Source organism: Janthinobacterium tructae (assembly GCF_006517255.1).
GTDB classification, from domain to species: Bacteria; Pseudomonadota; Gammaproteobacteria; order Burkholderiales; family Burkholderiaceae_D; genus Janthinobacterium; species Janthinobacterium tructae.
In genome coordinates this window covers 2,172,568-2,184,194 of the sequence record NZ_CP041185.1, presented here as the reverse complement: position 1 = coordinate 2,184,194, position 11,627 = coordinate 2,172,568, and the positions used below count along the sequence as shown (strand labels likewise).

13 protein-coding genes are annotated in these 11,627 nt (G+C 60.5%); 8 read left to right on the top strand and 5 right to left on the bottom strand.

The window, feature by feature from the left end:
• Positions 1 to 16: 16 nt before the first annotated feature.
• Positions 17 to 616: a transglutaminase-like domain-containing protein gene (locus FJQ89_RS09500; RefSeq protein ID WP_141170007.1), complete on the top strand. Its 600-nt coding sequence runs from the start codon at positions 17 to 19 to the stop codon at positions 614 to 616.
• A 16-nt stretch (positions 617 to 632) separates the two neighbouring features.
• Positions 633 to 1,427 carry a DUF4349 domain-containing protein gene (locus FJQ89_RS09495; RefSeq protein ID WP_141170006.1) on the top strand — a complete coding sequence of 265 codons (795 nt, stop codon included), beginning with the start codon at positions 633 to 635 and terminating at the stop codon, positions 1,425 to 1,427.
• 156 nt (positions 1,428 to 1,583) lie between these two features.
• Here FJQ89_RS09495 and FJQ89_RS09490 read toward each other — a convergent pair whose 3' ends face one another.
• Entirely contained in the window at positions 1,584 to 1,823 is a 240-nt protein-coding gene (locus FJQ89_RS09490) for a hypothetical protein (RefSeq protein ID WP_141170005.1), read from the bottom strand.
• Positions 1,824 to 2,240: 417 nt separating this feature from the next.
• Between FJQ89_RS09490 and urtA the strand changes: the two genes are divergently transcribed.
• From urtA to urtE, 5 genes are all read left to right on the top strand, one after another.
• Positions 2,241 to 3,494 (top strand): urea ABC transporter substrate-binding protein, encoded by a 1,254-nt coding sequence (gene urtA / locus FJQ89_RS09485; protein WP_141170004.1) that lies wholly within the window; start codon positions 2,241 to 2,243, stop codon positions 3,492 to 3,494.
• Positions 3,495 to 3,561: 67 nt separating this feature from the next.
• Positions 3,562 to 5,148, top strand: a complete 1,587-nt coding sequence (gene urtB, locus FJQ89_RS09480; RefSeq protein WP_141170003.1) for an urea ABC transporter permease subunit UrtB — start codon at positions 3,562 to 3,564, stop codon at positions 5,146 to 5,148.
• Positions 5,145 to 6,260 (top strand): urea ABC transporter permease subunit UrtC, encoded by a 1,116-nt coding sequence (gene urtC / locus FJQ89_RS09475; RefSeq protein WP_141170002.1) that lies wholly within the window; start codon positions 5,145 to 5,147, stop codon positions 6,258 to 6,260. The genes urtB and urtC overlap by 4 nt, the downstream gene beginning before the upstream one ends.
• Complete coding sequence (urtD, locus tag FJQ89_RS09470; RefSeq protein ID WP_141170001.1) at positions 6,257 to 7,087, top strand: urea ABC transporter ATP-binding protein UrtD; 831 nt, start codon at positions 6,257 to 6,259, stop codon at positions 7,085 to 7,087. Before urtC ends, urtD begins: the two co-directional genes overlap by 4 nt.
• Before the next feature lie 2 nt (positions 7,088 to 7,089).
• Positions 7,090 to 7,788, top strand: a complete 699-nt coding sequence (urtE, locus tag FJQ89_RS09465; RefSeq protein WP_141170000.1) for an urea ABC transporter ATP-binding subunit UrtE — start codon at positions 7,090 to 7,092, stop codon at positions 7,786 to 7,788.
• Between the two features lie 166 nt (positions 7,789 to 7,954).
• Here urtE and FJQ89_RS09460 read toward each other — a convergent pair whose 3' ends face one another.
• Together FJQ89_RS09460 and FJQ89_RS09455 are read right to left on the bottom strand one after the other, a co-directional pair.
• Complete coding sequence (locus tag FJQ89_RS09460; protein ID WP_141169999.1) at positions 7,955 to 8,539, bottom strand: chromate transporter; 585 nt, start codon at positions 8,537 to 8,539, stop codon at positions 7,955 to 7,957.
• The gene (locus tag FJQ89_RS09455) at positions 8,536 to 9,129 is read right to left on the bottom strand and encodes a chromate transporter (RefSeq protein WP_141169998.1); all 594 of its coding nucleotides are present in this window, start codon (positions 9,127 to 9,129) and stop codon (positions 8,536 to 8,538) included. The genes FJQ89_RS09460 and FJQ89_RS09455 overlap by 4 nt, the downstream gene beginning before the upstream one ends.
• On the opposite strand from FJQ89_RS09455, the gene FJQ89_RS28415 reads away from it, so the two are divergent.
• Entirely contained in the window at positions 9,128 to 9,571 is a 444-nt protein-coding gene (locus FJQ89_RS28415) for a hypothetical protein (RefSeq protein WP_243136497.1), read from the top strand. The genes FJQ89_RS09455 and FJQ89_RS28415 overlap by 2 nt on opposite strands.
• A 417-nt stretch (positions 9,572 to 9,988) precedes the next feature.
• Here FJQ89_RS28415 and FJQ89_RS09445 read toward each other — a convergent pair whose 3' ends face one another.
• Positions 9,989 to 10,588: a response regulator gene (locus tag FJQ89_RS09445; RefSeq protein WP_243136496.1), complete on the bottom strand. Its 600-nt coding sequence runs from the start codon at positions 10,586 to 10,588 to the stop codon at positions 9,989 to 9,991.
• Between the two features lie 362 nt (positions 10,589 to 10,950).
• Entirely contained in the window at positions 10,951 to 11,493 is a 543-nt protein-coding gene (locus FJQ89_RS09440) for a phosphohydrolase (protein WP_141169997.1), read from the bottom strand.
• Positions 11,494 to 11,627 lie beyond the last annotated feature (134 nt).

Below are 11,627 nucleotides of genomic sequence, written 5' to 3'. Positions count from 1 at the left end.
GCATGATCTTGATGCCATGGTTACCGACTTTTCCATCTATCTGGCCAGCAGCACCTATATCGACAGCGAGCATCCGGCCGTGCGCGCCAGGGCGGCCGAACTGGCTGCCGGCGCGGTGGGCGACGCCGCCATCGCGGCCCGCTGCTTTGCCTTCGTGCGCGACGAGATTGCCCACAGCTGGGATTACCAGCGCAATCCCGTCACCTGCCGCGCTTCCGAGGTCTTGCAGCATGGCACGGGTTACTGTTATGCAAAGAGCCATCTGCTGGCCGCGCTGCTGCGCGCCAACGGCATTCCTGCCGGCCTGTGCTACCAGCGCCTGGCCGTGGGCGAAGTGGGGCCGCCGTTCTGCCTGCATGGCTTGAATGCCGTGTATCTGCAAGAGTTTGGCTGGTACCGCATCGATGCGCGCGGCAACAAGCCCGGCGTCGCTGCCGCCTTCACGCCACCGCAGGAGCAGCTGGCCTTTCCCGTGCTGGCGCCCGAGGAGCGCGATCTACCGGAAATCTGGCCGGCACCGCTGGCGCAGGTGGTGGCGTCCCTGACCGGCTACTCCACGGTGCAGGATGTGGCCGCGCATTTGCCCGATGTTGAGATGTTGCCGGTTCGAAAATAATTCAAAGAAAGAAAGCATGAAAAAACTGTATATCAGCCTGATCGGCCTGTTGCTGCTGGCCGGTTGCGGCGGCAAGGGCGAGAGCGCGGGCCAGTCCAGTGCCGCGCGTCTCGATGGCAAGGAAAAAGGCAGCGAGTTTCTTGCCTATGAACACAATGTCAGCGTCGATACGCACGAGGCGCAAGTGCGCCCCCTGTATGAACAAGTGGTCGCCGCCTGCAAGGCCGACACGGAAAACGGCTGCTTGCTGCTCGACTCCAGCATTGACGGCGGCCGTTACGTGCACGCGCGCATCAGCATGCGCGCCAAGCCGGCCGGCATCAAGAAGCTCGTGGCGCTGGTCGCGGCCGGAGGCGACGTCACTAGCCAGGGCACCAAGGTGGAAGACCTGGGGCGTCCCGTGCTCGACAGCAAGAAACGCCTGGAGATGCTCAAGCAGTACCAGGCGCAATTGCAGGACCTGGAAAAACGCTCGGGCGCGAACGTCGACGCGCTGATCAAGGTGACCAAGGAACTGGCCACCGTGCAAGTGGAACTGGAGCAGGCGACGGCGGCCAATGCGCTGTTGATGCAGCGCATCGACACGGACTTGCTGAACGTGGCCATCAGTGCCGAAGGCAAGCAGTCGTTCTGGCGTCCCGTCAAGCGCGCGCTGGGCAATTTCACGGAAAACCTGTCGGAAGGCGTGGCCAACGCCATCACGGCCATGGCGTATATTCTGCCGTGGCTGATCGCGTTCGTGCTGCTGTTCCCGCTGGGACGCAAGGGCTGGCGCCGCCTGCGTGGCAGATCCGGGGAGGCAACGCGCTGAGGCGGCTGGATGTGAACTGCTGCGCTGTCCGATAAAAAGCCTGGTTGCGTTGCCGAAAATTCATTTCGGCGCGCAAGCAGGCTTTTTTATTGTCAGGCGATATGCATGATAGCGGCCTGAAACAGGGCGACCGCGCTGGCCAGTACGGCCCGCCCTTTAAAACCCTTTGGCTGCTGGCTGTGCCGGCATTTGCTGGCGAAAATCATCGACTTCATCTTTCGATACCACGGACATCACGTCGTGACCTTTTCTCAGGCGTTTCTTGATATTGCTGCCAGTAACTGCTTCACTATCTTCATAGGCCACCTGATTGCCTGGCGTTCCCGCCGGCATGGGCGAGGAAGCACAAGCGCTCAAAAGGGATAATGCAAATAAACTCAGAAGAATTTTTTTCATGAATGAAATTAACCTCGGTGGAAAATAAAAAGACATTGCTTCCATTTTTTTGCATGCCGTTTGAATCGCGACATGTTGTTATTTGATCTTAATCCAGTTATCAATAAGGCTCAATTGTTTTTTGAATAAATATCTTCATTGCGATAATTTCGGGCTCTGTCCCCGGTAAATAGCGCAGTTTATTCGACGCGGGGCGCCTCCGTTCCCCACGCAACACGATCAAAGGCAACGCTGGGAGCGTTTCCTCACCGGAAAATAGCGCTGTCGCACCAAATCAGGGGAGGGCTGCCCCATTCCGGACTCGCCGCTGAAGCTGGCTTCCTGGCTGCGCAGCTTGCTGTAAGCCTGGCATGCATTCTGCTTTAACAACATCGTATGCCCAGTCCATCCCCCCACGAATACATCACAGGAGTCCCCATGTCACGACGTATCATCCTGAAAGCGGCGGCCGCCGCCGCATTCGCCCTGGCCACGTCCACCACCATGCAGGCCGCCTTGGCCGCCGACACCATCAAGGTGGGCATTTTGCACTCCCTGTCGGGCACCATGGCCATTTCCGAAACGTCACTCAAGGATGTGGCGCTGATGACGATCGCCGAGATCAATGCCAAGGGCGGTGTGCTGGGCAAGAAGCTGGAAGCCGTCGTCGTCGATCCCGCGTCGAACTGGCCCTTGTTCGCGGAAAAAGCGCGCCAGCTGGTGGCGCAGGATAAAGTGGCTGTCGTGTTTGGCTGCTGGACGTCCGTGTCGCGCAAGTCGGTTTTGCCCGTCTTCAAGGAACTCAACAGCCTGCTGTTTTACCCGGTGCAATACGAAGGCGAGGAGCTGGAAAAGAATGTGTTTTATACGGGCGCCGCGCCGAACCAGCAGGCGATCCCGGCAGTGGAATACCTGATGAGCAAGGATGGCGGCGGCGCCAAGCGTTTCGTGCTGCTGGGTACGGACTATGTGTATCCGCGCACCACCAACAAGATCTTGCGCGCCTTCCTGAAAAGCAAAGGGGTCAAGGATAGCGATATCAGCGAGGTCTACACGCCGTTCGGCCATGCCGACTATCAAACCATCGTCGCCAACATCAAGAAGTTTTCCACGGGCGGCAAGACGGCCGTCATTTCCACCATCAATGGCGATTCGAACGTGCCGTTCTACAAGGAACTGGGCAATGCAGGCTTGAAAGCCACGGACGTGCCCGTCGTCGCGTTTTCCGTGGGCGAGGAAGAGCTGCGCGGCATCGATACCAAGCCCTTGCTTGGTCACCTGGCGGCGTGGAATTACTTTGAATCCGTCAAGAACCCCGTGAATACAGCCTTCATCAAGCAGTGGAAAACGTATGCGGTGGCGCAAAAGTTGCCGAACGCGGGTTCGGTGGTGACGAACGACCCCATGGAAGCGACCTATGTGGGCATCCATATGTGGGCGCAAGCCGTGGAAAAGGCCAAGTCGACGGACACGGACAAGGTGATCGCCGCCATGGCCGGCCAAAGCGTCAAGGCGCCATCGGGCTTCACGCTGACCATGGATGCGACGAATCACCATCTGCACAAGCCTGTGATGATCGGCGAGATCAAGGCCGATGGGCAATTCAATGTCGTGTGGAAAACCAAGGAACCGATACGCGCCCAGCCGTGGAGCCCGTATATCAAGGGCAATGAGGGCAAGCAAAAGCTGTAAAAGCAACGCCGGCGCCATCGGGCATGCGTCCGGTGGTGCTGACCATCAACGCTTTCCCGGGAACTCAATGAGGCTATTTACATCGCTGCTGGTCTTCGCCTGCCTGTGCCTGTCATCCATGGCGCAGGCCGCCATCTCTCCTGATCTGCTGAAACCGCTGGCTGGCGACGACCCTGAAGCCCGCGTCGTTGCCGTCGCGCAGATCGCCGCCCTGGCCACGCCCGAGGCCGCCCGTGTGCTGCAAGCCTTGCAGGACGACGCCTTGTATGCCGCGCCCGATGGCAAGGTGTATGTCGTCGACGGCGAGCAAGCCTACGATCCGGCCACGGGCCAGCTGGGTGCCGTGCCGGACGGCATCGATGGCGTGATGGTCAACAACCGCTTGCGCGCGGCCGTGGCGGGCGCCTTGTCGGGCTTGCAGTTGCTGGCACCGCAACGGACGGTACGGCTGGAGGCCGCGCAAGCCTTGCAAAAGGCGCTTGATCCCGCGCAGCTTCCCCTGATCCGCACGGCGCTGGCGCAGGAAAACGATGCTGAAATTAAACAGCTATTGCAGGTGCTGATCGCCAGCGCCAACCTGCATGCGCCCGATACCGCTACGCGCAAGGCCGCCGTGCAGGCGCTGGCCGGCAGCAGCGATGCGCGCTTGCTGCCCGTGCTGCAAGCCATGCTGGAGAAAGGGGGGGAGCCCGACGAGACTGTGCAGCTGGCCGCCATCGAGACCATGCGCCAGATCAAGGGACGAGTGTCACGCATGGAATTGGCCGGCAATGTGTTCTACGGCATTTCCCTGGGCAGCGTACTGCTGCTGGCGGCACTGGGTCTGGCCATCACCTTCGGCTTGATGGGCATCATCAACATGGCGCATGGCGAATTGCTGATGATAGGCGCTTACACGACCTATCTGTGCCAGCTGTTTTTCCGCAGCTACTTGCCGGCCATGCAGGACTGGTATTTGCTGGCCGCCTTGCCGGCCGCCTTTTTTGTTGCCGGCCTGGTGGGCGTGGCGCTGGAACGCACGGTGATCCGCTGGCTGTATGGCCGGCCGCTGGAAACCCTGCTGGCCACCTGGGGCATCAGCCTGATTCTGATGCAGCTTGTGCGCACCATCTTCGGCGCGCAAAACGTGGAAGTGGCCAACCCGGCCTGGATGTCGGGCGGCGTCAGCGTGCTGGGCGGCCTCGTGTTGCCGTACAACCGGCTGGCCATCATCGTCTTCGCCGTCATCGTCGTGGTGGCCGTGTGGTTGATCCTGAACAAGACACGGCTGGGCCTGTTCGTGCGGGCCGTCACGCAAAACCGCCGCATGGCCGATTGCGTGGGCGTGGCCACGGGCAAGGTCGACATGCTGACTTTCGGCCTCGGTTCCGGCATCGCGGGCCTGGGCGGCGTGGCCCTGTCGCAGCTGGGCAATGTGGGGCCGGACCTGGGCCAAAGCTACATCGTCGACTCCTTCATGGTGGTGGTGCTGGGCGGCGTGGGCCAGCTGGCCGGCACCGTGATCGCCGCGCTGGGCCTGGGCGAAGTCAACAAATTTCTTGAACCGGTGGCGGGCGCCGTGCTGGCGAAGATCGCCATTCTCGTGTTCATCATCATTTTCATCCAGCGCCGGCCGCAGGGCCTGTTTGCCATGAAGGGACGCAGCGTCGAATGACTAGCTCCTACCCGATAAAGCAGGGCCTGTTCACGCGGCCTGTCTGGCTGGCGATTGCCGCATGCACGGTGCTGGCGGCGCTGTTGCCGATTTTTAACCTGGCGTTTGCCGAAGGGCATGCGCTGCACGTGTCCGCCTACGTGGTGGCGCTGGTGGGCAAGTTCATGTGCTATGCACTGGCCGCACTGGCGCTGGACCTCGTCTGGGGTTACACGGGCATCCTGTCCCTGGGCCACGGCGTGTTCTTTGCGCTGGGCGCATATGCGCACGGCATGTATCTGATGCGCGCCATCGGCGACCAGGGCCAGTACCACAGCAGCTTGCCCGACTTCATGGTCTTTCTCGACTGGAAAACTTACCCCTGGTACTGGGCGTTTACCGAACATTTCTGGTACTGCATGGCCCTCGTCGTGCTGGTGCCAGGCGTGCTGGCTTTTGTCTTCGGTTACTTTGCCTTTCGCTCGCGCATCAAGGGCGTGTATTTTTCCATCATCACGCAAGCGATGACGTATGCCTTCATGCTCTTGTTCTTCCGCAATGACACCGGCTTTGGCGGCAACAACGGTTTCACGGATTTCAAGACCATTCTTGGCCACAGCATCACGGCACCGGCCACCCGGGCCGTGCTGTTCCTGCTGACGCTCACCTTCCTGCTGGCGGCCTTGATCGGTGCGCGCGCCATCGTCCGCTCGAAGCTGGGTCGCGTTCTGCAGGGCGTGCGCGACAGCGAGGCGCGGCTGATGTTTCTTGGCTACAACCCGCTGTGGTTCAAGCTGTTCGTCTGGACTTTGTCGGCCGTGTTGTGCGGCATCGCCGGCGCCCTGTACGTGCCGCAGGTGGGCATCATCAACCCGTCCGAAATGTCGCCCGCCAACTCCATCGAAATGGTGGTGTGGGTGGCCGTGGGCGGACGCGGCACCTTGCTCGGCCCGATTTTGGGCGCCTTCACCGTGAACGGCTTGAAGAGCTGGTTCACGGCTGCCTTGCCGGAGCTGTGGCTGTTCGCGCTGGGCCTGCTGTTCATCGTCGTCACCTTGTTCATGCAGCAAGGCATGCTTGGCGTGTTGAGCAAGCTCAAACGCAAGCCCGTCGTGGCAGAGGAGGCCGCATGAGCATCCGCATGTTGCCCGGCATGGCCAGCGCCGAAGCTGGCCCCACGTATTCGCGCGTGAAAGGCGAGGGCGTCGACACGACGCACGGCGCCATTTTGTATCTGGAAGACATCTGCGTGTCCTTCGATGGCTTCAAGGCCATCAACAAGCTGAGCCTGGATATTTCCGTGGGCGAATTGCGCTGCATCATCGGCCCGAACGGGGCGGGCAAGACGACGATGATGGATGTCATCACGGGCAAGACGCGGCCCACGTCCGGCACGGCCTGGTTCGGCCAGACCATGAATCTGGCGACGATGACGGAAGCGCAAATCGCCCACGCGGGCATCGGCCGCAAGTTCCAGCGTCCCACCGTGTTCGAGCAGCATACGGTGTTCGATAACCTGGAACTGGCCATGAAGATGGACAAGCGCGTGGCGCCCACCCTGTTTGCCCGCTTGAGCTCGGAGCAGGCGGGCAGGATCGAAGCGATATTGCGTTTGATCCGCCTCAACGGCCACGAGGCGCGGCCGGCCGGCTTGCTGTCGCACGGGCAAAAGCAGTGGCTGGAAATCGGCATGCTCTTGATGCAGGAGCCGCAGCTGATCCTGCTGGACGAACCGGTGGCCGGCATGTCGGACGCGGAAACGGCGCGCACGGCGGAATTGCTCAATGAATTGCGCGGCAAGCACTCCATCATGGTGGTCGAGCACGACATGGGTTTCGTCACGGACATTGCCCAGCAAGGCATCGTCACCGTGCTGCACGAAGGGGCAGTGCTGGCGCAGGGCCGCATGGACGAAGTGCAAGCCGACGAGCGGGTCATCGAAGTCTATCTGGGGAGGTAACCATGCTCGAAGTGCAACAGTTGAATCAATACTATGGCTCCTCGCATACCTTGCGCGGCATCAACATGTCGGCGCGCAAGGGCGAGTGCCTGGCCTTGCTGGGCAGGAATGGCGTGGGCAAGACGACCTTGTTGAAATGCCTGATGGGCGTGCTGCCCGTGGCGCAGGGCACGGTGGCCTTTAACGGGCGCGACATCACGAAGCTGGCGCCGCATGCGCGGGCAAAGCTGGGCATCGCCTACGTGCCGCAGGGGCGCGACATCTTTGCGCGCCTGACGGTCGAGGAAAACTTGCTGATGGGTATGGCGGTGAAGCGGGGCAGGCAAGCCTCGCGCATCGATCCCCACGTGTATGAACTGTTTCCGGTGCTCAAAGAGATGCTGCAGCGGCGTGGCGGCGATTTGTCGGGTGGGCAACAGCAGCAGCTGGCCATCGCCCGCGCGCTGCTGGCCGAACCGCAATTGATCATCTTCGACGAGCCGACGGAAGGTATCCAGCCGTCCGTCATCAAGGATATCGGCAGGGTCATTGCCTTGTTGAAACAACGCGGTGACATGGCCATCGTGCTGTGCGAACAGTATTTTGATTTCGCCCGCGAACTGGCCGACGACTTCATCGTGCTGTCGCGCGGCAGCGTGGTGGCCAGCGGAAGTGCAGAACAGATGGATGGCGAGGAGGTGAAGCGCCATTTGGCCGTGTAGGCTTAATAACTGGCTTAACAACGCCTAACAAAACCGTAGCGAGCGGAAGGAAGGCTCGGCGCCCCCGTTGGCTCGAGAAGCGCAACTGTACGAAGGTACGGGGGCGCCGAGCCAGTGAGCATCGCAGGCCGCAAATTACGACGCGCAGTAGGTTTTGATAGGCGTACTAAACCAGCTGGAACCAGCCCAGCACGGCGCCGGCCGCCAGCAGCCACAATAAATGGATCTTCGTGCGCCAGATGATCAGGCCGGCCACGATGGACAGGCTCCACAGGGGCCAGTCCGTGCGGAGGTCATGGTTGGCGCCGCCCAAAATCATGCCGGTGGAAATCAGGAGGGCGACGACGATGGGCGCCATGCCTTGTTTGAACGCGCGCACGGGGCGCAGGTCGCGGTTCCGGTAGCCCCACTGGGCCGCCACGTAGGTGAGGGTGGTGCTGGGCAGCATGATGCCCACCATGGTCACCAGCACGCCCAGGTACGCGGCCGTGTAGCTGCCCGCATTCATGCCCACGTTCCAGCCCATCAGGGCGACGAACAGCACGTTGGGGCCGGGCGCGGCCTGGGCGATGGCAATCGACTCATTGAATTGCGCCTGCGTCAGCCAGCCATGCTGCTCGACGAGGAAGCGGTGCATTTCGGAGGTGGTGGAAATGGCGCCGCCGATCGACATCAGCGACAGCATCAGGTAGTGGCCGAACAGGTTCAGCCAGTCGCCCGCGCTCAACACCAGTTGCAGCGGCGGATTCATGCGGACAGCTTTCGATACGTCAGCAGGCAGCCGATGCCGCCCAGGCCCAGCAGGATGTACAGCAGGGGCCAGCGCAGCACGGCCACCATCAGCACGCCCAGCGCGGTGATGGACAAGGTCAGCCACAGGGGCAGCGGATGTCTGGCCAGCGCGGTCGCCAGTTTCACGCCCGTGGCGGCGATCATGCCGGCCGATACGGCGGCCATGCCGCGCAGTGCGCCCGCCATCTGCGGGTTGTCGCCAAAGCGCGTGTACAGCACACCGAGCAGCAGCACGATGACGAGGGGCACGGCCAGCATGCCGGCCAGCGCCGCCAGCGCGCCGCGCAAGCCGAAATAGCGCCCGCCCACCATCAGCGACAGGTTGACGACATTCGGTCCGGGCATGATTTGCGCCACGGCCCAGTCTTCCAGGAATTCCTCCTGCGTCAGCCAGCGCTTGCGCTCGACCATTTCGCGCTGGATCACGGCCAGCACGCCGCCGAATCCCTGCAAGGCCAGCCAGGTGAACGAGAAGAACAGGTCGGCCAGCGAGGCCGGTTGCGGGCGGGGCAGGTCGGGCGGGAGGGCGGCAAGGGGGGATGAAGGCATGGCTGATTATCGCCGTGGCCGATTGCGCTTGTCCATCGCTTTCGGCTCCAGTTGTGCCTGCAAGAAAAAAACTGTGGCTCATGTTTCCCTGCCATTGACATCGAGAGTTTATCGGCAATACTTTATCGGCAGCACGACCACTGTTCCGGTCAGCGCGGGTGCGGTTCGTAGCGCTACGCCGTCTCCATCCCTCCGTTCCCCTTCGCAGGAGTTGTTCATCATGCCTAATGCCACAGAAACGCTGCATATGCCCGTCAAAACCGTAATGCCGCATGCCCGGGTCGATCAAAAGATGTGCGATATCGTCAACTTGGGCATTGCCGTGCAGGCCGCGTTCAGTACCTTGTGTGCGCTGGAATACCTGAAGTCATACAATATCGCCCCGGAACTGATCGAACGCGTGCTGCTGCATCCGGAGCAGCGCCGCCAGACTATGCATTGAGTAGCCACACGGCAACTGTGTTGCCGGCAGCGTCAATCCGGCGTTGTCGGATTGATCATTACGGCTCAGTTATGCACAAATGATGGGTTAACGAAATTGGCGAAATAATTTTCTTGTGATTATGCGTGGATTTCTAAGTAATTGATTTTAATGGGTTTTATTTTTGCTGTTTGATTGAGCAGTTTATTGAAAGCCGCACGGGCTGTGGCTTTGAAGCCTGTCAATAGGCGCTTATCCACAAAGATATCCACAGTCCGTGTGGATATCTGAAAAAGCGCTTAACAATCCGCTACTTAGGAAATAGGGGCCGGTCAGCGCCTGCCATCGGCCAGCAAGATGGGCCAGAATGGGGCATGCCACAAGCCTGTATGCCTATCCAGTGCTTTTGTTTTTATGACTGAAAGTAGCGGCGGCTGCTCAGGGTTTGCCGCCAGCCGGTTGCGCTGGCGCGTCGCCGCAGTGGGCCAGGGCGGCGGCGAGGTCGGCGACTTGTTGCTGCGCTTCGCGCAAGGTGGCATAGGTGCGCAGCGAGGCGATCACGGTGGTAAACAGCTTGCGCGTGGTCAGGTCGGTCTTGCACCAGAAATCATTGATGTCGTAGTCGATGATGATGCGGTGTTCCAGTGCCTGGCCAGGCTGGCCCGTGCGCAGGATGATGCGCACGGCACTGTTGTGTAAGTCTTCGCGCACCTGGCGCGCCACTTGCAGCCCGGCATCCTGGGTTTCCATGATGACATCGAGCAGCACCACGGCGATATCTTGTGTGCTGCGCAGCAAGGCGAGCGCCTCGGCGCCCGAATACGCGTGCAGAAAGCTCAGCCTGCGGCCCTGGAAACTGGCCTGGCTGAGGGCGAACTTGGTCACCACGTGCACATCGACATCGTCATCGACAATCAGCACGCGCCATGGCGCCGCGTTGGCGGACTCCGCCGCCGCGTCTGCCCGCCCGGGTGGCTCTTCGACCAGCCAGTCGGGTTCGTCCGCTCCCTTGGCGGCACTGTCGCTATCCATATTCATGCATTTATCCACCGTTGATCGTGCTCACTCACTCCACACTATGCCAGTCTGCGGGGTTTGTCAAAACAATGCGGTTCAGGCAAGACGGTCTGGAGCAAGATTGCGTATGCCCAGAAAAATATATTTTCATGGTGTTCGAGCAACTTTGCTTTGGCGTAAAATCATGATTCTAAGTCATTGATTTCATTGGAGTAAAAAATTGCCTGTGAAATCAGCAAATTGTTGAAAGCCGCATCGGTACTGGCGTTGCGGCTTGTCAAGAGGGGCTTATCAACAACTTTATCCACAGTTGCTGTGGATATCTGAAAAAGCCGTGCAAAAACCGGGGCTTAGCGCCCGTTCGCGCGGCAGGCAGGAAGCATTCACGCTGCCAGCCCCAGCCCGCTCAGCTGGGCAAAGGCATGCAGGAAGCGCTGCTTGGCTTCGGCCGGATCCATGGCTTCGATTATACCGGGCAAGGGGGCGATGCCGTCAAGGTAAGCCCAGCGCTCTGCCGAGTGCGGCATCAGGTCGCGCTTTTCCGTGGCCAGCGCGATCAGGTCGGCCCGCTTGATGGGGGCGTAATCGGAAAAATCCAGGCCATACGTGGCGGCGATGATGGCGCTGACCTTGTCTTCCAGTACGGCAAATTCCGGCAGCAGCACTTTCAAGGGCTTCACCATGTCGCCCAGGTAGGCTTCCGCCGCGTCGTGCAGCAGGGCGGCCAGGCGCAAATGGGGCGGCACCAGCCCGGCGACGATCAGGCTGTGCTGGGCGACCGAGTAAAACACTTGCGTCTGTCCATTGAAGCGGCATTGGTAAGCGAGGCCGTGCGCAATGTCTTCAATGACTACCTTGTCGATATGCGGGCGCAAGGGATAAAAACGGTTGCCGGAATAAGTGGAAACGTAGTCGGTGGTAATCATTGCCTGTGCTCGGATATGCAAGATGGCTCATCGTACACCCGATGGCACAGGCTTGCCCCGGCCGCCACGCGTGTGGCGGGCTGCTGAGCCTATGCATCTTGGCAAATCCTTTCATTTATTTCATATCATTCATT